The following is a 25921-nucleotide window of genomic DNA, read 5'->3' as shown; positions in this document are numbered from 1 at the left end:
CTGAGAGGTGCCCGGCTGAGCAGTTCGCATGTACAATCGTTTGTCTTTGTCTGTAGTAACCGTTTGGAAGTTGACCCGAGACATGCGGGCGCCGCTGCGGCGGGCCGGGCTTGTCCTCAGCCTGATGTCGGTGGCGGGTTGCGAGCGGCGCACGGTCCAGGTTTACGATGTCCCCAAGCCCCCGAGCAGCCAGACTGAACTCATGGCGGCAGGCTTGGTTGCGCCGGGGCCGGCACCCGCTGCGGCGGTGAAATGGACCACGCCGGCAAACTGGCAGGAGCAGCCGTTGAGCGAAATGCGGCAAGGAAGTTTCCGGGCGTCGGGACCGGATGGTGCAAACGCCGATATTTCCGTGGTTTCCTTTCCCGGGACGGCCGGCGGCCTGGCGTCCAATTTGAACCGGTGGCGCGGGCAGGTGGAGTTGCCGCCCGCCTCCGATGAAGAACTCCGGCAGGCGACCCAGCCGGTTCAGGCCGGCCCGGTCGAAGGTATTCTCGTCGACTACGCCTCGCCGCCGCAAAGCGCCAAGCCTTCCCGGATCCTCGGCGCGGTTCTGGAGACCCCGGACCGGACCTGGTTTGTGAAGATGACGGGTCCGCCCGCCTTCGTCGAAACGCAGAAGGAGACTTTTGCGCAGTTTGTGCAATCGTTCCAGTTCTCCCAGGTTTCATCCGAAGGTGAACCGGGTGCGCCTGGGCGACCCAAGTCGAGCAACGATCAATGATCAGGATAAAAACGCTTTTCCGTCCCCTTGCGTCGCTGAAGCTCACGATCATCTGCCTCGCGTGCGCGATGGTCCTGGTCTTCGTCGGCACGCTCGACCAGGTGCACATCGGCATCTACGAAGCGCAGAACCGTTACTTCAAAAGTTTTGCCCTGTTTCTGCCGATCCCGGGCACCCGGTTCGCCGTGCCCTGGTTTCCGGGCGGATACGTGGTGGGCGGCGTGCTGCTCCTGAACCTGATCGCCGCGCATCTGGCCCGGTTTAAGTTCAGTTGGAAGAAGCTCGGCATCGTCGTGCTCCACGCCGGTCTCATCCTGATGCTGGTCGGGCAACTCATCACCAGCATCTTCCAGGTCGAAAGCCAGATGCGTTTGGATGAAGGCGAACGCAAAAATTTCTCCGAAAGCCCGTACTTCGACGAACTTGCCATCACCGACAAATCGCAGCCGGACCGTGACCGTATCATTTCCATCCCTGACTCCGACCTCCGCAAAGGCCGGACCATTCAGGTGCCCGGCACGGATTTCAAAGTGGTGGTGAACGATTTCTACCCCAATTCGGCTCTGGTTAACCCCGGCCGGTTGCCGTCACCGGCTTACCCGCACCTGAAGCTGGGCCCGATGGCTGTCGCCGTGCAAATCCCCAAAACCTATAAGCAGGACGAACGAAACGTCGCCACCGCGGCCGTGACGCTTCTCGACAAGGATCAGCCGGCCGGCTCCTGGAGCGTTTCCAGCGGGTTCCCGCAACCGGTCAACTTCCAGGTTGGAGGCAAGCCGTTCCAAATCGCTCTGCAGCCGCAACGTTATTACCAGCCGTTTTCGCTGCAGCTGCTCAAGTTCCGTCACGACCGCTATGCCGGGACCGATATCGCGAAAAATTTTTCCAGCCAGGTCCGGCTGGTTGACCCGGCCCGTAAGGAAGACCGCGAATTATCGATCTACATGAATCATCCGTTGCGTTACGCCGGACTGACCTTTTACCAGGCGGGTTACGATAACAACGACCGCACCACCATCCTGCAGGTGGTGCAGAACCCGGGCCGGCTGGTGCCCTACATTTCCTGCGGTCTCCTGGTCGCCGGCCTGCTGCTGCAGTTCGGTATGCACCTGTTCCGGTTTGCACGTAAAATGCAGGGAGCATCAGCATCCGCGTCATGATCAAAAAGGCTGCACCCTGGATCTTCGTGCTGCTCGTCGCGGGCTGGCTTGCAAGTAAGATGATGCCCGAAAAGCCGGCTCCGCAGGGTTTCAATTTTGTCGAGTTCGGCAAACTCCCGGTGCTGGTCGGCGGCCGGGTGATGCCGATGGACAGCGTGGCGCGCATCTCATTGTCGCTGATGAATCATCACGGCGCTTACGAACCGGTTCCGCACAAACCCGTGCCGCCGGTGGCGTGGCTGGTAAACGTGATGATGCGCCCGGAAGAAGCTGATCAGGCCAGGGTATTCGAGATTGTGAATCCCGAGTTGCTCGACCTGCTCGGCGGCAGCGACCGGCAGGACAAACTGTTTGCCTTCAACCTTTTTTCCTTTAACGAGTTCAAGCCGTTCCTGAGCGAGATTGAAAAGCAGGCCCAAGCGGCCGAACAAACCGACGCGCAGACGCGCAACGCTTTTCAGCGCGAGATCATCAAGCTGCGTAACGCGCTGCTGCTTTACCTCCGGCTCAAGAACAGCCTTCAGCCGGAAGGATCACCCGATTTCAAGGAAGAGATCGATGCGTTCGCGCAGGCCGTTCCCACCGGCATGCAAGCCATCCAGGATCGCGACGCGGGCAAGCCGTTTGACCAGGCTGCTTTCGAACGGATTCTGCAGTTTACGCAGCGGTACCAAAACCTGGCGCAGGCGAGGTACGTCTACGCATTTCCTGATCCCGCCGCGCCGGATGCGACCGGCCGCTGGCAACACGTTGGTGAAGCGTTGCTGGGCACGATCCGTACTCGCCGCGTCGAGCCTGCGGTTGGGTTTTACGCAACGTTAATCTCCGCTTACCGGCAAGGCGATGCCGCGGGTTTTAACGCCGCGGTGAGCAACTATCAGAACTACCTGCGCCGCACCGTTCCCGGAGAGTTGAACCGTCCTGACCTGGAAGCCTGGTTCAATCACGCCGCTCCCTTCCTGCAGGCGATGGTTTTATACGTGCTCGTGTTCATCTGCGCGGTGCTTTCGTGGCTGTTCTGGCCGCGAACGCTGGCGCGGGTGGCCGGGTGGTTGCTCCTGCTGGCGTTTGTGCTGCACACGGGCGGGCTGATCACCCGCATGTACCTTCAGGGCCGCCCGCCGGTGACGAACCTTTACAGTTCGGCGATTTTCGTGGGGTGGGGAGCGGTGTTGCTCTGCCTGTTTCTCGAACGTATTTACCGTAACGGCATCGGCAACGTGTGCGCCGCCACTGCCGGTTTCGTGACGCTCCTGATCGCTTACAACCTGCAGTTGGACGGCGACACCCTCGAAATGCTCCGGGCCGTTCTCGATACCAACGTCTGGCTCGCCACGCACGTCGTGGTCGTGGCGCTCGGCTATTCGTCCACCTTCCTGGCCGGTCTGCTCGGGGTGATTTACGTCATCCGGCGGCTGTTCGTGAGGTCTTTTACCCCGGAATTGAGCCGGTCACTGGGCCGGATGATCTACGGGATCGTCTGCTTTGCCACCTTGTTCAGCCTCGTCGGCACGATCCTCGGCGGGATCTGGGCGGACCAATCCTGGGGACGTTTCTGGGGCTGGGACCCCAAGGAGAACGGGGCCCTGCTCATCGTCCTCTGGAACGCGATCATCCTCCATGCCCGCTGGGGCGGTTACGTCAAGGAACGCGGGATTGCGTTGATGGCCGTGTTCGGCAACATCATCACGAGCCTCTCGTGGTTCGGCACGAATATGCTCGGCGTCGGACTGCATTCGTACGGGTTCATGGACCAGGCGTTCAACGTCCTGATCGGCTTCATCGCCGGCCAGCTCGTCCTGATCGGGATCGGCCTGCTTCCCGTGGCTTCGCGGGGCCCGAAACGGCCCGTTGCGCCGCTCGAGCAGGCCGGGCAGCTGACGAAGTAGCCCTGATGCGGCGACCCGCGCGCGATCGACTGTTTCAAAAGCCCGTTAGCCGGTTGACGGCATCGTGATCAGCTGGTCTTCTGCAGTTATGCCCTCCCGGATTCTCGTCATCGGAAGTTCAAACACCGATCTGGTCGTTTACTGCGACCGGCTGCCCGGTCCCGGAGAAACGGTGCTGGGCGGCGAATTTCAAACGTTCGGAGGCGGCAAAGGCGCCAACCAGGCGGTGGCGGCCGCGCGCGCCGGGGGTAATGTCACCTTTGTCGCGGCCCGGGGCGCCGATGATTTCGGCAAGGCTGCCCGGGACCGGCTCGCCGCCGAGGGGATCGATCTCGACCATTTCCAGGTCGCTCCCGGCGTACCCAGCGGAGTCGCCCTTATCCTTGTGGACGGCAAAACCCGGGACAACCTGATCGCCGTCGCGAAATCGGCCAATGATGCGCTTGATTCCACGATGGTGTCGGCGGCACGGCCGGCTTTCGAGCGCGCGGACGTGGTCATTTCCCAACTCGAGATCCGGGATGAGGCCATTGGGGCGGTAGCCCGGCTCTGCGACGAACTGGGTAAACGCTGGATCTTGAATCCGGCGCCGTCACGGCCCTTGCCGCAGCCGGTCCTTGCCGCGGTCCACACGATCGTCGTCAACGAGCACGAAGCGAAGGATTACAGCGGCGTTTCGGATTTGGATCAAGCCGTGAGCTGGTTTCTGAATCAGGGCTGCAGGCAGGTGGTGATCACGCTCGGTTCTGAAGGCGTGATCTATGCCGATGCCGAAGGCAAAGGGCGGCTTCCGGCCCCAAAAGTTCGACCTGTCGATACCACGGGGGCAGGGGATTGCTTCGTCGGCTGGCTCGGAGTCGGAATTGCCGACGGCCTCAGTTTACCGGAGGCGGCCGGGCAGGCTACCCGGGCTGCGTCCCTCAAGGTCACCCGGGCCGGTGCGCAGGCCGGCATGCCGTACCGCGCGGAGGTCGCGGGTAACGGGTAACGGGTAGCGGGTGGAGGAAACCCGGCAAGGCGCTGGACCCTTCACAGGCAAGCGGTCGTCTTGCATTTCCGGCCGGGCGTGGTGTATTGCCCACGAAAGGGCGCCCCGGCCCATAACACGCGGACATCGTCCGCGGCGTGACGTTCCCTTCGTCTGCCCGCACCAGTTACCAGTTACCAGTTACTCGCTATCCGTTGAGGATTCGCTCCAGGTTGTCCAGGCAGATCTGTGACCAGGTTTCGAGGGTGCCGCGTTCGGCGCGAAGTTGTTCCGCGGTCAGGAATTCTATCCCGAGGATCATGCTTTCGCGTTTGACGGCTTCGGGGCTGGGCAGTTCCACCCGGTGCACCACGCCGAGGTGGACCCGGCCGACTTCATTCGAATCGTCATTAATCAGGGCCACGACCCGGTTCGAAACCGGCTCCGGGATCGAAATCTCCTCCTCGATCTCGCGTTTCACTCCCGCCAGGTAGGCCGCTTCGTCCAGCGTAAACAGGCCTTCGTCCGAATCATTCATGTGGCCGCCGATGCCGATCGACCCTTTGGCCACGAGGCGTTGTTCACCCGACTTTTTGCCGCGCCGGTACCGCAGGACTTTGCCACCGTGGGTCACGATTGCGTAAGGAATGATTTGTTTAAGACTCGGATCCTGCTCCGCGGCGGAACGCAGCGCGAAGAAGTTGTGTTCCCGCGCCAGGAAGCTCGGCAGGTAACGGTTTGCCTCAAAGCTCAGGCCCTGGAAGGCCCCGAGTTGATCGAACAAGGCCCTGCGCACCACCAGCACCATTTCCTCTTCCATGACCGAGTTTTTCGTTCAGGCGACCCGTCAAGGTCGAGCGTAATGTGGATCGGCCCGTTATTCGTTTGCGTCGTTCCCCAGCGGTCCGGCGAGGTTGCGCGGCGCCGGTTGTTTCCGGCGGTGCAACTGCAATTGTTCCCGTTGCTCCTCGCTTCGAACGCGTTCATGCTGGCGGATGGCGCCTTCCCGCCGGCAGTTTGCGAGCGACAATAACGCGGGGGTGTTTCCCGAGGTTATCGAGGCCATGGCCCTTTATGGTTCCGGCCACGCCAGCGGCTACGGAGGTGATGAGGTCACCGCGCGGGCGCGGGACGCGGTTGCCGGGGTTTTCGGCTGCGAGTGCGCGGTTCACTTCGCGGCAAACGGGACGGCGGCGAATTGCCTCGGGCTGGCTGCGGCGGTGCAACCCTATGAAGCGGTGCTCGTGCACGAGTTTTCACACCTTGAAACCGACGAATGTAATGCCCTGGGACACTTTGTTCCGGGTGCCAGGCTCTTGCCCGTGCCGGGTGAACAGGCCAGAATCCGGCCGGAGGCGATCGGCCGCGTTCTGCAGGGACTGCGTCCGATTCATGCATCGCGGGCACGAGCGGTTTCGATCACTAACGCAACGGAACTGGGCACCGTCTATTCACCGGCTGAAACCGCCGAACTGGCCGCGACTGCTCACGAAGCCGGTTTAGTCGTGCATTTGGATGGTGCCCGTATCGCCAACGCGGTCGCCTGTCACGGTTGTTCACCGGCTGACCTGACGTGGAAGGCCGGCGTGGATCTCCTCAGCTTCGGAGGCACCAAGGCCGGCCTTGCCTATGGTGAGGCGATCGTATTTTTCCGGCGCGAACTGGCTCGAGATTTTGAGTACCGGCTTAAACAGAGCGGCCATCTCTTTTCCAAGATGCGTTTCATCTCCGCCCAATGGCTGGCATTTTTGGAGAAAGACCGGTGGCTGGAACGCTCGGCTCACGCCAACACGATGGCCCTGCGGCTACGGCAAGGGTTGGAGCGGCTGCCGGAGGTCAAACTCTTGTTTCCGACCCAGGCTAACGCGGTCTTTACGAAGTTGCCGGCGCGGGTGGTCGAAGGGCTTTACCAACGCGGGTGGCGCTTTTACACCGATGTGGGGCCCGGGGGCGGCGCACGGTTGATGTGCGCGTGGGATACGACTCCGGAGGACGTCGATGCCTTCCTCCAGGACGCGGCCGGACTGGCGGCTCCGCAGAAAAGAGATCTATCCACAGATTACACAGATTGACACAGATTAAGGTCACACGGCGGGCACAGCGGGAAGGCGGGCGCAACGTAAGAGTTCACACGGTCACACGGCGGGCACAGCGGGTTGGGCGGGCACAACGTAAGAGTTCACACGGCGAACCACGGCGACCACGGCGGGAAGACTAAATCATCCGCAGAACACGCAGAAAAGAGAGAAAACGTCCACAGATTACACAGATTGACACAGATCAGCGTGCTTCATTCGCAGCATGCCGCCCGGCCTCTCCGAGTTTGTACCCGCAACTCGTTACTCGTTACTGCTTACCCGACACCCGTTACTCGTTACTCGTTACTCGTTACCCGTTACCCGTTACCCGTTACCCGTTACCCGCCACCTCTCCTCATCTGTGGCATTCTCTGCCGCTCCGAACTCCAAACTCCGAACTCCGAACCCCGAACTCAACTCTCACCGGGTCACCCGGAAGCTTTCCATGAAATACCTTATGTCCGGATCTTTGAGCGGTTTCTGCTCGTATTGGGTCAGGCCGGCAAGTTCATAGATCATGTTATTGGCTTGCAGCAGGTCCACCACGATGTTGTAAGTGGTGCCGTTATACTTGTGGGTGCCGGTCAGCCGGTAGCCCGGAATGCCGTCCTTGCGCCGCAGCGGTTCGAGCGAATGCAGGAAGCCCATTCCGGGGCCGAAGTACCGTTTCTCGAGCTCGGGAACGGTTTTGTCGTTCAATTGAAATTTGGGTTGCTGATCCAGCCGGATGACCCCGAGGAAGACGTACGCACTGAAATCGACCCGGTGCGCGCCCGTTATTCCCACCAGGCCGGATTCATCCTCGCCACGGGTCGAACTCAGGGGGGCCCAGGGATTAAATTGGGGCGAGGTATCAGGCAGGTTCACCACGCATTTATAAAACGAGGATCTCCATTCGATCGCGCGGCAAGCGGAGGCCGTCAGGAAGAGCGACAGACCAGCCGCACCCGCCAGGAACAAAGCTTTCGGGCAACTCATCGGTCGTGATCAAAGGAAAACGCCGCGAATGCCACAAGTGAAAAGTGAAAAATGCCGCAAGTGAGGAAGGGCCGGCTTTTTTTAACCTTTGTATAGGAGCCTGCAGCCGCAAAGAAGCTCCGTCATTTGTGGCGTTTTCCTTGCCTGCTTCCCTGCAGGTCACGCCAACGCTTCGTCGGCCGCCTCGACCAGGACTTCCAATCCGTAGGGTTTAGAGAGCACCCGCCGGATGTTGAGTTCCTGGATCTCGTGGGGTTCCAGCCGGATGCTGTAACCGGTAGAGACGATGATACGGGTCCGGGGATGTTGGGAGCGGATCCTGTGGGCCAGTTCCATCCCACCCATGCGAGGCAGTCCGAGATCCAGGACGAGAAGATCGGGTGCACCCGTTTGCCGGATCTTTTCCAGCGCATCGAGTCCGTCGACGGCGATGGTTACCCGCCAATGGTGGTCGCTGAGCGCCTGGGCGAGGTAACCGGCGATTTCCGGTTCATCATCGACCACCATCACCGAGCGGGTAGACGCACCAACCTCGGGTGGGGGATTGGTTGCCATGGAAATGATGAGTTGCTTTACTTGGCCATGAAATAGTTGCGTTGTCGCTCGCTGATCGGACGGTTTAAACGCTCGAGCACCAGGAGCATGTCCTCCCACACTTTACGCTTCTCGGTCAGCGCTTGGTTACGCAACAGGTACGACGGATGGAACGTGGCCATGACGGGGATTCCGTCAAATTCGTGCCACTGGCCGCGAAGGCCGCGCATGGGCTCGGACGTGCCGAACAGCCCGCGCATGGCAGTGGCACCGAGCGCGACCATCACCTGCGGACGGATCAGTTCGATCTGCCGGCGCAGGTACGGGAGGCAGGTCTCCATTTCAGCCGGGGTCGGCGGCCGGTTGCCGGGTGTTCCCGGCGGCATGTCCGGACGGCACTTGAGCACGTTCGCGATGTAGACGTCCTGCCGCGAAAATCCCATCGTGCCGATGATACGGGTAAGCAGTTCCCCGGCCCGCCCGACGAAAGGTTCTCCGCGCAGGTCCTCATCGGCGCCCGGCGCTTCCCCGACAAACATCAGTTCCGCCTCCGGGTTCCCGATGCCGAAAACCACCTGGTGGCGGGACGCCGCCAGGTGCGGGCATTTTCGACATTGCATCGCCCGCTCACGCAACGATTCCAGCGTTTCGGCCGGTTCGCCGGATACCGCTTCTTCGCCGGAAGGCACCTCGACGGCGGCGGGCGTAAGCGGCCAGAGGTCGGCGCCGTTGGCCGTCAAGGCCACTACCTCCTCGGCGGTTTCGATTTCCTCCGGTTCACTCGTCGCGATCGCTTGGATCCGGTCCAGGAGGGCGCGAGAATAGCGTTCCTGGTGAAGGCGCTGATTCGCCTCTAATTGCCGGATCAGGTATTCGAGGCCACTTTCGAATAAGCTCATCGGTATCGACTCCCAGCCTAACAAAATCATCCGGCACTTGGGCGATGAAATTCATCCAGCGCCGGTCGGCCGGATGAAAAAATCCGAGCTGCCACGCGTGCAGCAGGGGACGGGGAAACCGCGGGTCCGCGCCGCCGTAGACCGGGTCCCCGCACAATGGGTTGTGCAGTTCCTGGAGATGAACCCGAATCTGGTGCGTCCGCCCCGTCCACAAGCGGCAATGCAGCAGGCTGCCGGCCGCGAGCCGTTGCGCCAGCGTGAAGGTCGTCCGTGCCGGCCGGCCGCGCGGCGTCACCGCCATCTTGTGGCGTTGGACCGGGTGACGGCCGATTGGCGCCTTGATGTCCACCGGTGATTGTTTGAGGACGCCGCGGCAGATCGCCAGGTACCACTTGATCACTTCGCGCCCGGCGAACTGGCGGCTTAACCGGAGGTGAACCTGATCGGTTTTCGCGACAACCAGGCACCCGGTGGTATCCTTGTCCAGACGGTGGACGATGCCTGGTCGCGCTTCGCCGCCGATCGAACTCAACGAGCCCGGTCTCGCCAGCAGCGCATTGACCAGCGTGCCGGAATGCAGCCCGGCACCCGGATGCACGGCCATGCCCGCAGGTTTATCCAGGACCAGGAGGTACTCGTCCTCGAAGAGGACGTTCAGCGAGATGTCTTCCGGCGTCACCGCCGCCGGTTGCGGCGGCGGTTCCCGGACCGAGACCACGTCGCCCGTGCGGACCATTTCACGGGCCCGCACCGGTTTCTGGTTAAGCAGGATGTTGCCTTGCTCGATCAGGGCCTGGACCCGGGAACGAGACAGGTGCGGCAGCGCCTGCGCCACAAACACGTCGAGCCGCCGCTTCGCGTATTCCGGAGACACGACAACCGGTCTCCAGGGCACAGGCAATGCGCCGGGGTTCATTTCGCGGCCGTTGCCGCCGACCGCAACTCCTCGAGCAAGCGGCCCGGCTCAGACGACCGCATCAGGGCCTCGCCGATGAGTACGCCGTCAACGCCGGCCGCGGCCACGCGCTCGACGTCTTCTTTGGTCCTGATTCCGCTCTCGCTGATGACGGTGCATTGTTCCGGGATCAGGGACGCCAGGTCTTCAGTGGTTTGCAGATCGATTTTAAAGGTCGTCAGATCGCGGTTGTTAATCCCTAAAAGCGTCGCCCCGGCCTTCAACGCGCGCTCCAGTTCGTACGGCTGATGCACTTCCACCAGGCAATCAATGCCGATCTCACGGGAGACGTTCATCAAATGGGCGAGGGTTTGGTCATCCAGCGCGGCCACAATCAGCAGAACCGCGTCCGCCCCGGCCAACGCGGCCTGGTAAACCTGGACTTCGTGCAAGGTAAAGTCTTTCCGGAGCAACGGCCGCCCGGCGTGCTTCCGCACCAAGGCCAGGTAATCCAGGTGGCCCTGGAAAAAGCGTTCGTCGGTCAAAACGGAGATGCAATCGGCATTGGCGGCGTCGTATTGCCTGGCGACGGTTACCGGGTCGAAATTATCCGCAATCAGGCCGGCGGAGGGGGACGCGCGTTTGATCTCAGCCACGACCCCGAAACCGCGCGCCAGCAATCGCTGCTCGAAGCCGCGGTAGTTTGGGCGATGGCTTAAAACCCGGTCACGCCAAGCCTCGGTATGGGCGAGCCATGGTTCGATTTCTGTTTTCTTGTGGGCAACGATTTCGTCGAGGCGGCTCATGCTTCAATCTTTAACCAACGGCGCGGGTTCGTCGAGGCGGCGGTTGCCCGAGTATCCAAAACCTGAGCAGCGGCTAAGGCAAGGGCTGATATCATTTCGACGGCCATTGAGGTAAAATTTTTGTCTTCCGTCCCACGACTCAGCCCTGAAAGGGGCGGCAGAAAGCGTGACCGATTCAACCAAGTCCGGAGCATCCTCCGGCGCCGGCATCCCCCTGGGCCGGCATTCTACCAGGACAATTATCTGAATGGTATAAGGGGGCCGGGGACAGGGTCCGATGAACGAGTGTTTGCCTTCGAGGGGAGCTGTGGGAGGTTTACCGCGACCCGTAGGACCAGGTGGAGGAAAACAGATGAAGGTTGATAAGGCTGCAATCTACGAGGCTGCCAAGCAGCTTTCTAACTGGGGACGCTGGGGACCCGAAGACCAGATAGGAACCCTGAACAACGTCACGGCTGACGACATCGTCACCGCAGCCCGCCTGATCCGGAAAGGTAAAGTATTCGCGCTTGGCCTCTCGCTGAAGGAGCCGATTCAGTCCGGCCTTTTCGGTGGCCGTTGGAATCCCATTCACACGATGCTGGCGACGGGCACTGACGCAGCAGCCGGCAACCAGGACGAGCCCGCGCCGTATTTGCGCTACGCGGATGACGCGATCAATATGCCCTGCCAGGCATCCACGCAGTGGGACGCACTCTGTCACATTTTCCTCGATGACAGGATGTACAATGGCCACGATGCGCGGCTGGTCGATGCCCGCGGCGCAAAGAAGCTTGGGATCGAGCACGTGCGGAGTAAGATGGTCGGGCGCGGGGTGTTGCTTGATGTGGCGCGGTTCAAAGGCCTCGATTCGCTTGAGGACGGTTACGCCGTCACCAACGCCGATCTGGATGCCTGTGCTACGCATCAGGCCGTCGAGGTCCGAAAAGGCGACTTCGTGATCGTTCGTACCGGCCATCAGGAGCGCTGCCTCGCGCAGCGTGACTGGGCTGGGTATGGCGGAGGCCCTGCCCCGGGTCTCGCCTTTGAGACCTGTTACTGGATCCGCGAGAAGGACATCGCGGCAATCTGCGCCGACACGTGGGGCTGCGAAGTTCGTCCCAACGAAACCAACGAAGCGAAACAGCCTTGGCATTGGGTCGTCATCCCCTCAATCGGGATCTCGATGGGTGAAATCTTTTACGTGAAAGAGTTGGCGGAGGATTGCGCCGCAGACGGCGTCTACGAATTCTTCTTCGTCGCTCCGCCGCTCCATCTACCGGGCGGTGCGGGCTCTCCGGTCAACCCTCAGGCAATTAAGTAATACCATTCAGATAATTGTCTTGGTAGAATATCGGCTTAGGGGGCCGTTGGCTTAACGCCCGGCACGTATTGCCGTATTCGTAGTAGGCGGCGTTGTGCGCGCCACGATCTTTCGCACGGCCGGCGTCATCGTTGCGGCGGTGCCGTCGTTCCCCGCAAGACAAGGCTGGTGGGCAAGACGTCATGTCGCGGCGGCAGGTCATCGGCCGCCTGAACCCGTTCCAGCATGCGGCGGGCGGCCAGCGTGGCCATGGCTTCAATGCCCTGGCGGACCGTGGTGAGCTGCACCATCGCCCAGCCCGCCATCGGGATGTCGTCAAAGCCGACGATCGACATGGCCTCCGGCACGGCGATCCCCTGCTTCCTGGCGGCGTCCAGTGCTCCCAGCGCGACCACGTCGTTGCCGCAAATCAAGGCCGTCGGGGGCGGTTGCGCTTTTGCGAGGCGAAGGAGGCCCGAATAACCCGCTTCATGTGAATAGTCGCTCCAGATCAACAGCTCCGGCGAGACGGTTTGGCCGTGGCCGGCCAGTTCTTGAGCCGCTCCTTCGAACCGCTGCAGGCTCGTCGACGTGTCGCGCGGTCCGAGCACAAATCCGATTCGCCGGTGTCCCAGACTGGTGAGGTGCCGGATCGCGTCGCGTCCGGCCATGACGTTGTCGCTCTCGATCGTGTCGACCGGCAAGCCCGAAACGGAACGCACCGCCAGCACCAATGGTATGCCGCGGTCATACAAGAGCTGGACCGCAGCCGAGTGGATCGTCGCGGTCGTGAACAGCACCCCGGCCAGCGTTCCGTCAAGTAAGCCCTGCAGTTTGCTGAGGTCCGCCGAGTGCTCGAACTGGTCGATCATCAACACCATTGAATAGCCCGCCGCCGCGAGTTCATCGTGGAGGTGGCCGACGAAATACGTGTAGAACGAGTTGTGCAGCGCGGCCACGACCACCCCGATCACCCGTTTTCGCCGGGCCAGGAGAGACGGCGCACGCTGGAGGCGTGAGGTTGGGTAGTTGAGCCGTTTAGCCACGGCCAGCACTCGGTTCCTGGTCGCATCGCTGATCGCGTCATCGCCGGCCAAGGCCCGGGAGACGGTCGGTTGCGAGACTCCCGCGGCGCGGGCAATATCACGGGTGGTCACGCGCCGTTTGCCATTGAGGTGATTGTTGGTGGATCCCATGGGTTGTGCCGCGCCGTTGAGACGCGTTGCTCTGCCCCCGTATTCATCATCCCTGAATGGATGCGTGGCTGTCAACCGCGCCCGCACAGGCTGCCGCCCCGGCGGGGGCGCCCTCCAAAAAATCACGGGTTGGCCCTTGACGAATCGATGCACAATGATTAGGAATCGATGCACCGTGATTCCCCGGCGGTGGAGACCCGGCCGGTCGTTGTTGGCGGCGTGACGGAAGGTTTGGCGTGCCGTAAAGCCGGACAAACCGCCCCCGGGCCGAAACGTTGCACCACAGCCTCCCAGCTTATGCTCCCGAAAATCGACCCTGAGGGTTTGATCACCCATCGCAGCGACCGGTCGGGGTTCACCGGCCTTTTAGTGCTGCTCCGCGAACTGCCGCCGTGCGGGTATTTCAAGGTCAATGCTGGCCCGGACGGGTATTGGTTCAAGTACCGCTCCCGGCCCGAGAAAGGCGAGCTGCGGCTGACGATCCCGCGACTCGGCCTGGCCCGGCGCCGCGTTACTCGTGAGGACTTCGTGATGGTGCCGCCCCGGGTTCCACTGCAGTTCGAATGGAAAGGCGCGCCCGGGCGGGTGGCGCAATTCGTGTTCTCACGACCTTGCCTCGAAACCGCGGCTGCCAAGCTGGCCATCCCTTGGCCGCTTTTCGAGCAGCTGCCGCGCGTGTCGTTTTGGATCGACCATCGGCTCGAAGCCCTTTGCTCGCTTTTGATGGAGGAGACTCAAAACGGCTGCTGGCTGGACCCGCTTTACTTTGAGTCATTGGCAGGCGCGCTCGCCGTGAGCCTGCTTAGCCGCGTGCGGGATCAGCACGGCTTTGGGCGGCGCACCTCAGCTGTCCATCCGGGCATTCGCCGCGCCATCCAGCGCCTGGAGAATGACTTTTCTGATGGCGCCTCTCTACCTGAGCTTGCGGATCAGGCGCGCCTGAGCGTTGACTATTTTGCCCGCAGCTTCCAAATGGCCACCGGCTGCACGCCGCACCAGTACCGATTGCGGATGCGCCTGAGCCGCGCGCGGGAGTTAATGACGCAAAGTGATGAAGGTTTTTCCCTGACGGAGATTGCGAGGCGGTGCGGTTTTTTCGATCAGGCGCACCTCTGCCGGCATTTCCGGCGCTTTTTCGGCATAACGCCGGCCGCCTTCCGACGGGCGCACGCAAACGCGGCGGAAGGCGCTGAGCCAAGTCGTCGAACGATGACGGGGTGGTTTGCCGGTTGAATTACCGGTGCCGTTGCGGCGCTTTGCAACCGGGCCGAGGACTCCTTTTTTTTATGCGGAAACGTACAAGGCGGGGCGGAATCGTCCTTTACCGCCCTTGAACCCGGCGCAATCCTGACAGGACATGGGCATGCCCTCCCCCTTGTTATCGGCCCAGGCGATCAGGAAAACCTACGGCGCTACGGTCGCGCTGGATGAGGTTAACCTCCTGGTGCAAGCAGGTGAGATCCATGCCCTGTTAGGAGAGAATGGGGCAGGCAAATCCACCTTGGTCAAGATCCTAAGTGGGGTTGTAGGGTTAGACCGGGGATCGTTATTCCTGAATGGGCAGCAGTATTCTCCAAAGAACATCACGGAGGCTCGTGAGCAGGGCATCTCGACCGCATTCCAAGAATTAAGCCTCCTTCCAAACCTCACCGTCGCGCAAAACCTTTTCCTTCCCACACTGAAGAAGAACCGGGTTGGGCTTGCAACGCACCGGGCCAATGAGGCGCGGGCACTCGAGGTGCTTGAGCGTTTTCGGCTGAGCAGCATCCGGCCAGACGTTCCCGTTGGAAATCTCTCCCTGGCCGAAAAGCAGCGACTCGAAATTGTGAGGGCGCTCAGCCATGATCCTCGACTCCTTGTGCTGGACGAGCCGACGGCGGCGTTGCCCGATCCGAGTTGGTTGTTTGAGCTGCTCTTTGAACCCGTCAAAAAGGGCCTGGCCGTTCTCTACATATCCCATCGACTTCACGAAATCCGGGCGATTTGCAAACGGGGTACAATCCTGCGAAACGGGCGCAGCGTGGACACGGTAGATCTCTCAGGCGTTTCAAACGCAGACATCTTTCAGATGATGGTCGGCCGGGCGATTTCCCAGCACCAGGCGAGAAGGATGCAGGCCCCGAAAGATTCCCCGGTTGTCTGCTCTGTCGACGGCTTAACCTCGAGCCGGCTTAAAGGCGTCAGCTTTTCGATCCACAAAGGAGAGGTTGTCGGCGTCGCCGGCCTGGAGGGGCAAGGTCAACGCCACCTTTTCCGCACGCTCGTCGGCCTGGAACGCGCGGTATCGGGAACGATCAAACTGGATGGTCAACCGGTTACGTTCCATTCTCCCCGCGAGGCCCTGCGGGCAGGCGCCGGCATGGTGCTCGTTCCCGAAGAGCGAAAAGTAGACGGGTTGTTTGCCGGCTTAAGCACCTTGTCTAACGTTACCGTATCGTCGGTCGAATCCTTACAGCGCTGGGGTTGGATTGACGCGAAGCGAGAAAAGGCCCTCGCGCTGCGGTACTCAAGTTCGGTCGAACTTAATCCGGAATACTTTCCTTTTTCCGTACGGAACCTCTCCGGAGGAAATCAACAAAAAGCGATTCTGGCCCGCGCGTTCATGGCGAAGGCCGGGTTACTATTGCTTTTCGACCCGACGCGGGGAGTCGATGTGGGTACAAAAGAGGTGATTTATGAGGCCGTTGAGCGCTTCGCGGCCGAAGGAGGGAGCGTCCTTATGTATTCTTCGGAACTCCCCGAAATCCTTCGACTATGCGACCGCTGCCTTGTGCTCTACGGCGGAAGGGTTTGTTCCGAGCTTTTCGGGGAGGACGTCACAGAGGAAATGATGGTGGCTGCCATGACCGGTCACGGGCACGGGGTTAACATTAACACTTCGGAGGTAAAGACGTCTGAATGAAGCAAAAGGTGCTTGCATGGTTAGGCAACGGCGCACTGGTAGCGGGGCTCATTTATTGCGTCTTGTTTGCGGTTTACGCCGGGAGTGAAAAAGGGGCGGTTTCGCTATTCTCGATTGCTACGCTGTTTAATAACGCGGCGCCGCTGGCCCTCGCGGCAGCGGGTGAAACGATCGTGGTGTTAACAAAGAATTTTGACCTTTCTGTCGGGGGCGTCATTTCGCTGACCAATGTGATCCTTGCGGTATACCCCATTCCCGGCCCGTATGGAGCAGCGATCACCATCCTGGTCGTCTGCCTCCTTGGCGCGTTGGTGGGCGCGGTCAACGGCGCCTTGGTCGCTTACGGCAGGTTACAGTCAATCGGGGCTACGTTGGGCACGATGATCGTTTGCCAGGGGCTGGCGCTGGTTATTTTGGGCGCCCCCGGCGGTAATGTTTCTGACTTCATCGCCAACTTCTTTACCGACCAGATTTTTGGGTTTCCCGTCGCGGCGCTGGTCCTGCTGCTGGTAGCGTTCGTGTGGATCATTCTGAAAACGACAGACCTCGGCGTTGCGATTTATGCCATTGGCCAGGACGAGGCGGCTGCAAGGTTATCAGGAATTTCGGTGTCAAGGACAAGGTTCCTGGCGTATTGCCTCGCCGGTTGCGTCTATGCCCTGGCCGGTTTTATGTTGAGCGCGCAGACTGCGACGGGTAATCCCACCGCCGGTTCGTCGTTTTCCTTGCTGGTTTTTGCTTCAGTGGTCATCGGTGGAACCTCGCTGCTCGGAGGACGCGGCGGACTTATCGGCTCGATGATCGGGGCAGCTGCACTGACGCTGCTCCAGAAGGTGTTGTTTTCGACCGGGGTTGAGTCGTTCTACATCGGGGTGTTTCAGGGCGTGATCATGATCGCGGCGCTCGCTTTTTCTGAAACGGTCTTCCGAGTCTCTCGTCTGGGGGCAAGCTCGTCATGAGCCAGCAACCGCATGACCTGACCCGCAAGGCAACGCCCTCGCCGGAAACGGGAGCGCGGCTTGCGCCCGGTCCAAAGGACGGCGGCCGGCCGGCAGCGCCGGAACCAACGTCGGGCGTGCAACCTCGACGCCTTGGCCGGGGACAGGACAGCCAGGTGATTCAGATCGCCGCCATCTTCGTTATTTGTGCGATCTTGATCATCGCCTCCCGCGCGATCAGCGCTTCGTTCGGTTCCTGGAACGAGGTTGAAACGATTGTGGTTTTGTCCTCTTTCCTGATCGTGATCGGCTTTGGGCAAGGCCTCGTGATCCTGATGGGAGGCCTGGATCTCTCGGTTGGTTCGCTGATCACGCTCGGGGGGGTGCTCACAACGACTTGGGCGGGTGCTGGCGCAAACGCGTGGCTTCTTGTGCCGGTCCTCCTGGTTTGTGGGTTTTGCGGCCTGATAAACGGCTTCGGGGTGACCATCGCGAAGGTTCCGCCTTTCATCATGACGCTCGCATCAGGAATCGTCATTTATAGCCTGTGCCTCGGCTTTACGGCCGGCACCCCGCGGGGTTCTTCTCCCTCGCTACTGTCGGCTCTTATGCAGGCGAGGGCCTGGGGTGTACCGGTCGTCATTTATTTCGTCATCCTGTTTTCCATAGCCGCAGCATTGCTTCAAAGCAGGTCAAGTTACGGCCGGAGCCTTTACGCGGTAGGTACCAACCCGGCTGCTGCTCGAATTGCGGGCCTGCGGGTAAACAAAGTCATCGCGTCGGTTTACGCGATGAGCGGGTTATGTGGGGGCATCGTTGGCATGATGCTGGTTGGGTATTCGAACGGAGCCACCCTTCGAATGGGTGAGCCGTACGTATTGTCTTCCATCGCAGCCGTCGTGGTGGGCGGATCGTCAATTTTAGGTGGAACCGGACGGTTTGAGGGTACGGTGGGGGGAGCGATCCTGCTTACCACGATCAGCACGATCATCTCTGCGGTCGGGTTGGAGGAGGGCTGGAGGACGGTACTGGAAGGAGTCATCATCGTTATCGCGCTGTTGCTCCTTTCCTGGCCGATGCCAAGCGTTTTTAGACGGCGCAACCGGACGCAGACCTCGACTTCAAACCGAAGCGCCAGGCTGGGGAAATAGGCTGGGGTGAGAACGACCGCTGAAGCCGATTACGTCAGCCCGCCGGTTGGACCAACCCCTTCCGTTCGCCGGCTGCGGGAACGACCACTGAAAGAAATGATGAACCTATGAAGATCCAAACAAAATCCGGTAAGTACCGCCTCATAGTAAGCCTTATGGCTGCTGCCATTTGCTTTTTCTGCGGATCGCCCCAATCCGTGCAAGGCAAAGACAAGTACCTGATCTACCTGAGTCTGAGTTATAGCGGAAACGCATGGCAGAGCGAAGCGGCAAACATCGTCAAAGCCTTGGCGGCCACCCCGCCCTACGACAAGATAGTCGAACTGCGCGAGGTCATTTCCGGTACGGACGTGCAAGCCCAGATCTCGGCTTACGAAAGCATGATCGCGGCCCACGCGGATGGGGTGATCAGCTTTCCGATCTCAGCGACCGCGCTCAACCGGACGGTAAAACGGGGGAGCCAACAAGGCGTTCTCTTTTTCATGTATGATGCCACTGTGACTGAGCCTTCGGCCTATAACGTCAGCTACATTACGGCCGGGTTTGGCGAAAACACCGCCCAGTACCTGGTCAACTGCCTCAAGGGTAAAGGTAAAATTTTTCTCAGCAGAGGCGTTCCTGGTAACTCCGTCGACCAACGCCATACCGATGGAGCGATGTCGATTTTCAAAAAGTATCCTGGGATCCAGGTTGTGCAGGAGTATTACAGTTACTGGGATGATCGCACCACCCAGCAGGAAACGGCCAAGGCGCTCGCGGCGCACCCGGACGTTGACGGCATATGGGCTCAGGCCGGTGAATATGGGGCGATTCAGGCGCTTTTAGCGGCACGCCCCGATAAGCTGATCCCGGTCACGGGCGAAAACTCGAACGGCTTTAGGCTCGCTTTGGCCAACGAGGATTTGCGTAAGCGTGGCCTTCAGGGGGTCTCGTCCGGGTCTCCGCCGGCCACCTCCGGCTATGCGTTCAAGCTTATGATGGAGATGCTCACCGGTAAGCGCAAACTGCAAACGCACAACATCCAATACCCTTTGCCTTGGGTGACCGCAGACGAGGTCCGCACGATCAAAGGCGACCGCCTCGAAAACGGATCTAACGCCTTTGCAGAAGGGACCGTGCCCAGCTCTTTCGTTACGGAGTCGTTCAGCCAGGCATTTCTACCCGAAATATCGCTCGTGTCAGCACTTGAGGGAAAGCCGACGCCAGGGGCGACCATCCAGCCGCTGCCCGCGGATGTAACGCCGGCCCCGGATGAACCCAACATCAACTGCCAGAATTGTAAACCGCCCGCAGATCACTACAAGCTCACCAAGGTGACGGCGGAGGTTAAGCCATAAGTTTCGGAATTGTTAGAACGAGATCGCCCAATCACTGCCAGCAGTTCAATTCGGACCTATGATTACCTACCTCAAAACCGATGTTACCAAAGAAAGCTCCGGAGCGGCCGACGTCGACGTTCGAAAGACGGTCGAGCGCGTCCTGGGTGAAATTCAGCGGGGCGGGGATGCCGCGGTCAGGCGGTTCTCGGAGGAGTTTGACAAATGGTCACCTCCTTCCTTTCGCCTTTCCCCGTCAGAAATCGATGCTTGCATTTCAAGACTGCCGGAGCAGACCGTTGGAGACATCAAGTTTGCTCAGGAACAGATTCGCAATTTTGCAAAGGTGCAGCGTGACGCCATCAAGGACGTCGAGGTAGAGACCTTGCCGGGCGTCATTCTGGGCCACCGGAACATTCCCGTGGCCAGCGTCGGGTGCTACGTGCCCGGCGGCCGTTACCCGATGGTGGCTTCCGCCCACATGAGCATTGTTACGGCGCGCGTGGCCGGCGTGCAGCGCATCATCGCCTGCACGCCCCCGACCGGCGGCAAACCGCACGACGCGACCATTGCGGCCATGGCGTTAGGCGGTGCGGATGAAATCTATCTGCTCGGCGGTGTCCAGGCCATCGGGGCGATGGCGTACGGTACCGACACGATCGCCCCGGTCGATATGGTCGTAGGCCCGGGAAACGCCTACGTGGCCGAGGCGAAGCGCCAGGTCTTCGGGCACGTCGGGATCGATCTGCTGGCCGGCCCGACCGAGATCCTTGTCATTGCGGACGATACCGCCGACGGTGAGATGGCGGCGACGGACCTTCTGGGTCAGGCGGAACACGGGCCCACCACGCCCGCCATCCTGTTGACCACCTCCCGCCGGGTCGCGGATGAAACCTTGCGCGAGATTGACCGCCAGCTGAAGACCCTTAAGACGGCGCCGGTAGCGGGCAAAGCGTGGCAGGACAAGGGACAGGTGATCCTGGTCGACTCGTTCGATGAGCTGGTCTCGGAAGCAAATCGAATCGCGTCCGAACACGTCGAAGTCCTGACGGAAAACCCCCGGCGATTCCTGGATGCGCTTACGAATTACGGCGCACTTTTCGTGGGTAAGTACACCAACGTTGCGTACGGAGACAAGGTGATCGGGACCAACCACACGCTGCCGACCCGGGGAGGCGCACGATTTACCGGCGGCCTCTGGGTCGGTAAGTTCCTGAAGACCTGCACCTACCAGGAGTGCGACGAGGCGGCGAGCGTGAAAATCGGTGAGTACTGTTCGCGTTTGTGCGCCATTGAAAACTTCATCGCTCACAAGGAGCAGGCGGATTTGCGGGTTCGACGCTTTAAAACGTCTGCCGCGTGACGTGTCTCGCTGTGCCTACGAGAAACGGAAGCTGCCGCAGAACCGATGGAATCTGAACAATCGAATTCCTGATGGAAGAGACATTTCGCTGCAAGGGGCCTGAGAGAATTGCTGACCTGGTGGTTCAAGGGTTGGAAAAGGCGCCTTCGTTGTCTGCGCACCATCGTTTTTCTTTGCCGGAACGATGCCCCGCGGAGTCCTGGCCTGCGGAACCCGAGTCCGAGGATCTGCTCCGGTACGCTTTGGCAACGCTGCCGGCTTTTAATGCATTCAAGAGCGTTGTAGGCCAACTCGGAGGCGTTCTCCTTCTGTATGCGACCTGTGCACGCAACCGGATGGAGTTGGCGACCCTGGAGGCGGCTAAAATGCGCTTTGAGGAAGGGCTCTCCGCACTTAAGGCGAGAAAGGTGCCCCCTTGTGCAACGCGTCACGCCTTCTTGTTAAATGCAGTTGCCGCGGAGCTGCAAACCGTGCTGGCGCATTTGTCAAAGATCCCGGATCAGCCGTTGGCACGCGACGCGGCCACGGGGCTGACGCGTCGCCTCAAAGCGGCTCATTCCAATCTGCTAAAGGCGTCGGATGACCGGTTCGGCATGGTGACGGTCAATTTTCAACAGGGATGTTGCGCGTGCGGTAAGTCGCCCGGGCGATTCCCGAAAAGCCGAGAAGGCTAAGACCTTACAAAGGAGAAAGTTAACGTGGCTAACTATTCAATCTGGGTATTGGAGTACGCTTACGTGCCAAACTACCACGTGAGCGGGATCATTTACGGGGCGCACAATCAAGGGTATCGTAAACTGCCGTATTGCTATGTACTGATCAAAGGTCAGGACCACGTCGCGATGGTGGATGTGGGATACAATCACAAGGATTTCGGTGGGTACCTCGGCGACAAATTCGGGGTAATCAACTGGCACCCGCCGGAGGCGGTTTTGGGCGAGTGCGGGCTAAAGCCGCAAGACGTGGATACGGTTTTCGTCACCCACGCCCACTTCGATCATTTCGGCAACGTCGAAGACTTCCCGAATGCCAAGTTTTACATTCAGGAGCGTGAAATCGCAAAGTGGGTCTGGGCGATGTCTCTTCCGGAACGGATGCAATACATCACGGTGGCGATAGACCCGGGAGACGTCCTGAGAGGGGTGGAATTGGCCCAAAAGCGACGCTTGGTGACAGTCGACGGCGATATGGAGGAGGTCTTGCCGGGAATCGATCTTCATGCCGCCTTCGATACCCACACGTTCGGCTCCATGTGGGTTACCGTCCGAAACGACGGGAAGAAAACCTCGGATGATTGCTGGATCCTGGCCGGTGACCTCATTTACGTGTACGAGAACCTGGAAGGCGATGGCAGCGTTGTCGGCGTTGACAAGGTTTACAATCCGGTAGGCCTGGCCATTGGAAGCCAGACTAATCTTGTCCTGGTCACGGAGGAGATGATGAAGGCGGTGCATTACGACAAGCATCGTGTGGTGCCGGTTCACGAGGAGCGTTTAAGGGAAGCGTTCCCCTCACGCATCACCAAGGATGGACTTCGCATCAGCGAGATCTGCCTGGCCGACGGAGACCGTTCCCTGGTGAGTTGACGGGCGAGAGGCTATGGGACAGGACAGCGATGCTGGTTTAGCTGGAGAGAAACGGCCCATTGCCGTTGTGGGCACGGGGTTGGTCGGCGCCGGTTGGGCAATCGTATTTGCAAGGGCCGGCCACCCGGTCCGCTTGTTCGATTCTGTGCCCGGTGCGGCCGAACGCGCGATCGGGGTCATTAAAGACCGGCTTGCCGGGTTGGCCGAACACGGGCTGATCGACTCGCCGGAAGCCGTTTTACGGAATGTGCGAGTCGCGCAGAGTCTCGAGTCTGCCGTCGAGGATGTGGCTTATGTACAAGAGTCTGTGTTCGAGCAGATGGAAACAAAAGCCAGGGTACTGCAGGCACTCGAGCCCTGCCTGCCCGCAAAGGCGGTCATCGGCAGTTCGAGTTCGGGAATTCCCGCGTCGAAATTCAGTGAGCATGTATCGATTCGCTCCCGCGTGCTGATCGTGCATCCGGTTAATCCGCCCTACCTTATCCCGTTGGTCGAGTTGGTACCGGCGCCTTGGACGGAGACGCCGGCCGTGGAGTTTGCTGAAGCGCTTATGAAATCCGTCGGGCAATCTCCCGTGCGGCTGCGCAATGAGGTCGAAGGATTCGTTTTAAACCGGCTGCAAGGGGCGTTGCTCCGGGAGGCATGGGCGCTGTTTAATGACGGCGTCGCCTCGGCTGAGGATATCGATAAGACGGTTCGAGACGGCCTTGGCTACCGTTGGTCCTTCATGGGGCCGTTTGAGACGATCGATTTGAACGCCCCCGGCGGGATCGGGGACTATGCCCGTCGATTCGGACCGCTCTTCCAGGCGATTGATGCCTCGCGATCGCACGATGAGCCGTGGAACGAATCACTGATCGCGCGGCTCGAATCAGAACGGCGGTCGGTCCTGCCCCCGGAGCAACTCGCAGAACGGGCTGCCTGGCGCGATCGTAAACTGATGACGTTTGCTGCTCTAAAGCAGAAACCAGCCTGAAGGAGCAGCAGCGCCAGGGGATGCCCGAAACAGGCAGATCTTATGAAATCAGGAAGGAGCCGTTCCGTCTTGACGGATTGACGGCGGTTGTCACCGGCGCTTCCCGAGGCATCGGCGAGGGGTGCGCAAAACTGTTCGCGCGCCAGGGGGCGCACGTCGTCCTGGTCGCGCGCGACGCGTCCGTGCTGGCCGGTTTGCAGGCGGAAATCCAGGCCGACGGCGGATCCGCCGAGAGCTGGGCGTTGGATGTCACCGACCACGGGGCAATTGCCGGGCGCATGGCGCAGATCTCGAGGCTTGATGTTCTGCTGAACAACGCCGGCACAAATAAACCGCAAGCGTGTCTGGACGTCGACGCCTCGACCTTTGATGCCGTCTTCAACCTGAACGTGCGCGCTGCGTTCTTTGTCGCTCAAGCCGCTGCAAAGCGCATGGTCGAGCTAGGCCGGCCGGGGTCGATCATCATGACTTCGTCTCAGGCCGGGCACGTCGGGCTGCCGAAACGGGTCGTCTACTGCGGGACAAAATTTGCCCTGGAAGGGATTGTAAAGGTCATGGCCCTGGAGCTTGCCTCGGCGGGTATCCGCGTGAACAGCATCGCGCCGACTTTTGTCGAAACGCCGATGACGCGGCCGTACTTTGAAGATCCGGTGTTTCGCGAATATGTGCAGCAGAATATCCCGTTGGGCCGAATGGCGTCCGTTGCTGAAGTGGCCGCTGCAGCGTTGTACCTGGCCAGCGGCGAGTCAGCGATGGTGACCGGAACAAGCCTGCTGATTGATGGGGGTTGGACAGCCAAGTGATTGTGCTGTGCGTGGAGCGAAAGCTTGCACCGGTCCGCGAACGGGCGCAGCGCTGTCATGAAAGGCCTGTGCTCAACACTTCCGTAAGAAACCGGTGTGCCCGGGAAAAGTGATCTTCAGTTCCATCTGTTTTGGCGTCTCAAAGACAGCGCTTTCTGCGTCCGGCGGAACGGCAAAGACCTCACATTCCTCCGGACCCGAAACCGATGGAACGGGCTGCCCTTTGAGAATACACGGCAGGAGGCTGCATTCCAGCCATTCATTGCCTTTGTGCGGGTGTCGAACTATCGTTTTCCCGCTCTCGAGGTCGTACAATGATTCGACAAAGCGGTATGGTTTCGAGGGTTTGTCGTCATCCATAGTTGCTTATTCAAGCACGCTTTGCAGGTCGCGACGCGGCCGGTTTCTTCCTTTTCGATTCGTCGCCCGTCCTGCCTTCTAACATGAGCAGTCGTTTCTTGACTTCAAGCCCGCCTGCGAATCCGGTGAGTTCGCCTGACGCGCCGATGACTCGATGACAGGGCACCACGATGGCGATGGGGTTTCTCCCGTTGGCAGCGCCGACCGCTCGACGCGCGCTGGCGCTTCCAAGTTGCTCCGCAAGCTCGCCGTAACGGCGGGTTTCGCCGAAGGGAATGCCCAACAATGCCTGCCAAACCCGATTCTGGAAAGGGGTTCCTACCGGATCAAGCCTGAGCGAGAACGACTTTCGTTGCCCGCTAAAATACTCTTTCAACTGCTGTTCGGCCTCTGCAAGCAAGGGATGCGCTGTGTCTTCCTCAACCGGGCTCAAACGAACCCGACGAGGATCGTCATTTTCCCAGAGGACCGCCGCCAGGCCCTTCTGGCTCGCGACAAGTTTCAGTTTACCAACGGGCGAATCAATCACCTTGTAAACGTAGTTTGGTTTCAATGTCTTTTTTACTTCCATAAAAGCTTCGCGCGCCTTGGTAGATGATAAACCTCGAAGGTCCGATCTGTGAAATTGAGTGTTTTAATCGAGCCCATGACCGATCCTTATGGGCGACGCTCCCGCTGAGGGATGTTCATCCGTGGGTGCTCGACGTTCGGTGAACCGGTCGCGCTTCTGCTTCGGTCGTTGACCACGACTCTTGCAGACCACCGTGCTTGTTCGTTGGGGTTCTCGGCAACCGGACCCTAAAATGCCCACTTATACCATTTACACAATTATTTCGGTAGCATTCCGGCGGGAGGAGGTGCCGCCGGATGCTCCGCACGGCGTTAAGTCGGTCTCAGGCCCAACGGACCCGGGGAACTTAGCCCAGGGTAAACGCCACGGCCATTTAGTTAAGGATACAAGGCCGGGTATGGCTTTCGTCCTGCAGGGACGGCTGAGGTTAGCCAGGGACTTTAGTGCCTGTGAGGAGCATTTACGAGCGATCGCGTCCCCTCGGGACGCCTGAAGGCGTGCGCCAAGCCAAGCGGGCGTCAACGGTGGGGAGACGTTCGGGTGTTCG

The 25921-nt window shown here is 60.2% G+C and carries 23 protein-coding genes; 16 read left to right on the top strand and 7 right to left on the bottom strand.

Annotated elements, in window-relative coordinates:
• Positions 1–28 precede the first annotated feature (28 nt).
• The 4 genes from JO015_03070 (at position 29) to JO015_03055 (ending at position 4761) form a co-directional block, all read left to right on the top strand.
• Positions 29–724, top strand: a complete 696-nt coding sequence (locus tag JO015_03070) for a hypothetical protein (protein ID MBV9998074.1) — start codon at positions 29–31, stop codon at positions 722–724.
• Complete coding sequence (locus JO015_03065; protein MBV9998073.1) at positions 721–1884, top strand: cytochrome c biogenesis protein ResB; 1164 nt, start codon at positions 721–723, stop codon at positions 1882–1884. Before JO015_03070 ends, JO015_03065 begins: the two co-directional genes overlap by 4 nt.
• Positions 1881–3773 (top strand): cytochrome c biogenesis protein CcsA, encoded by a 1893-nt coding sequence (ccsA, locus tag JO015_03060; GenBank protein ID MBV9998072.1) that lies wholly within the window; start codon positions 1881–1883, stop codon positions 3771–3773. The genes JO015_03065 and ccsA overlap by 4 nt, the downstream gene beginning before the upstream one ends.
• Before the next feature lie 88 nt (positions 3774–3861).
• Complete coding sequence (locus JO015_03055; protein ID MBV9998071.1) at positions 3862–4761, top strand: ribokinase; 900 nt, start codon at positions 3862–3864, stop codon at positions 4759–4761.
• Positions 4762–4948: 187 nt separating this feature from the next.
• On the opposite strand, the gene JO015_03050 is transcribed toward JO015_03055, so the two are convergent.
• Entirely contained in the window at positions 4949–5560 is a 612-nt protein-coding gene (locus JO015_03050; protein MBV9998070.1) for a hypothetical protein, read from the bottom strand.
• Between the two features lie 175 nt (positions 5561–5735).
• Here JO015_03050 and JO015_03045 point away from each other — a divergent pair, with 175 nt between their 5' ends.
• Complete coding sequence (locus tag JO015_03045) at positions 5736–6812, top strand: low specificity L-threonine aldolase (protein MBV9998069.1); 1077 nt, start codon at positions 5736–5738, stop codon at positions 6810–6812.
• A 426-nt stretch (positions 6813–7238) separates the two neighbouring features.
• On the opposite strand, the gene JO015_03040 is transcribed toward JO015_03045, so the two are convergent.
• From JO015_03040 to trpC, 4 genes are all read right to left on the bottom strand, one after another.
• Positions 7239–7796: a hypothetical protein gene (locus tag JO015_03040; protein MBV9998068.1), complete on the bottom strand. Its 558-nt coding sequence runs from the start codon at positions 7794–7796 to the stop codon at positions 7239–7241.
• 159 nt (positions 7797–7955) lie between these two features.
• On the bottom strand, positions 7956–8351 hold the full coding sequence (locus tag JO015_03035; GenBank protein MBV9998067.1) for a response regulator: 396 nt from the start codon (positions 8349–8351) through the stop codon (positions 7956–7958).
• Between the two features lie 756 nt (positions 8352–9107).
• Positions 9108–10145 carry an RluA family pseudouridine synthase gene (locus tag JO015_03030; GenBank protein MBV9998066.1) on the bottom strand — a complete coding sequence of 346 codons (1038 nt, stop codon included), beginning with the start codon at positions 10143–10145 and terminating at the stop codon, positions 9108–9110.
• Entirely contained in the window at positions 10142–10930 is a 789-nt protein-coding gene (gene trpC / locus JO015_03025; protein ID MBV9998065.1) for an indole-3-glycerol phosphate synthase TrpC, read from the bottom strand. Before trpC ends, JO015_03030 begins: the two co-directional genes overlap by 4 nt.
• Before the next feature lie 352 nt (positions 10931–11282).
• Here trpC and JO015_03020 point away from each other — a divergent pair, with 352 nt between their 5' ends.
• Positions 11283–12233 (top strand): cyclase family protein, encoded by a 951-nt coding sequence (locus JO015_03020; GenBank protein ID MBV9998064.1) that lies wholly within the window; start codon positions 11283–11285, stop codon positions 12231–12233.
• A 125-nt stretch (positions 12234–12358) separates the two neighbouring features.
• On the opposite strand, the gene JO015_03015 is transcribed toward JO015_03020, so the two are convergent.
• A complete protein-coding gene (locus tag JO015_03015) occupies positions 12359–13408 on the bottom strand; it encodes a LacI family DNA-binding transcriptional regulator (GenBank protein ID MBV9998063.1) in 1050 nt (349 codons plus the stop codon).
• A gap of 297 nt (positions 13409–13705) precedes the next feature.
• Here JO015_03015 and JO015_03010 point away from each other — a divergent pair, with 297 nt between their 5' ends.
• The 10 genes from JO015_03010 to JO015_02965 all read left to right on the top strand — a co-directional run bounded on the left by JO015_03010 (position 13706) and on the right by JO015_02965 (position 24443).
• Positions 13706–14641 (top strand): helix-turn-helix transcriptional regulator, encoded by a 936-nt coding sequence (locus tag JO015_03010; protein MBV9998062.1) that lies wholly within the window; start codon positions 13706–13708, stop codon positions 14639–14641.
• Positions 14642–14765: 124 nt separating this feature from the next.
• The gene (locus tag JO015_03005; GenBank protein MBV9998061.1) at positions 14766–16310 is read left to right on the top strand and encodes a sugar ABC transporter ATP-binding protein; all 1545 of its coding nucleotides are present in this window, start codon (positions 14766–14768) and stop codon (positions 16308–16310) included.
• Positions 16307–17269, top strand: coding sequence for an ABC transporter permease (locus tag JO015_03000; protein ID MBV9998060.1), 963 nt, complete (start codon positions 16307–16309; stop codon positions 17267–17269). Before JO015_03005 ends, JO015_03000 begins: the two co-directional genes overlap by 4 nt.
• Positions 17266–18399, top strand: coding sequence for an ABC transporter permease (locus tag JO015_02995; GenBank protein MBV9998059.1), 1134 nt, complete (start codon positions 17266–17268; stop codon positions 18397–18399). Before JO015_03000 ends, JO015_02995 begins: the two co-directional genes overlap by 4 nt.
• A gap of 155 nt (positions 18400–18554) precedes the next feature.
• Entirely contained in the window at positions 18555–19736 is a 1182-nt protein-coding gene (locus tag JO015_02990; protein MBV9998058.1) for an ABC transporter substrate-binding protein, read from the top strand.
• 58 nt (positions 19737–19794) lie between these two features.
• A complete protein-coding gene (hisD, locus tag JO015_02985) occupies positions 19795–21078 on the top strand; it encodes a histidinol dehydrogenase (protein ID MBV9998057.1) in 1284 nt (427 codons plus the stop codon).
• Between the two features lie 71 nt (positions 21079–21149).
• Complete coding sequence (locus JO015_02980; GenBank protein ID MBV9998056.1) at positions 21150–21752, top strand: hypothetical protein; 603 nt, start codon at positions 21150–21152, stop codon at positions 21750–21752.
• Between the two features lie 24 nt (positions 21753–21776).
• A complete protein-coding gene (locus JO015_02975) occupies positions 21777–22664 on the top strand; it encodes an N-acyl homoserine lactonase family protein (protein ID MBV9998055.1) in 888 nt (295 codons plus the stop codon).
• Positions 22665–22677: 13 nt separating this feature from the next.
• Positions 22678–23640 carry a 3-hydroxyacyl-CoA dehydrogenase gene (locus JO015_02970; protein ID MBV9998054.1) on the top strand — a complete coding sequence of 321 codons (963 nt, stop codon included), beginning with the start codon at positions 22678–22680 and terminating at the stop codon, positions 23638–23640.
• Between the two features lie 20 nt (positions 23641–23660).
• Positions 23661–24443, top strand: coding sequence for an SDR family oxidoreductase (locus JO015_02965; protein ID MBV9998053.1), 783 nt, complete (start codon positions 23661–23663; stop codon positions 24441–24443).
• A 370-nt stretch (positions 24444–24813) separates the two neighbouring features.
• Here JO015_02965 and JO015_02960 read toward each other — a convergent pair whose 3' ends face one another.
• The gene (locus JO015_02960; GenBank protein MBV9998052.1) at positions 24814–25374 is read right to left on the bottom strand and encodes a methylated-DNA--[protein]-cysteine S-methyltransferase; all 561 of its coding nucleotides are present in this window, start codon (positions 25372–25374) and stop codon (positions 24814–24816) included.
• Positions 25375–25921 lie beyond the last annotated feature (547 nt).

It is taken from the genome of Verrucomicrobiota bacterium, assembly GCA_019247695.1.
Lineage (GTDB): Bacteria > Verrucomicrobiota > Verrucomicrobiia > Chthoniobacterales > JAFAMB01 > JAFBAP01.
The sequence above is the reverse complement of the archived record's forward strand: the minus strand, read 5'-3'. Positions and strand labels throughout refer to the sequence as shown.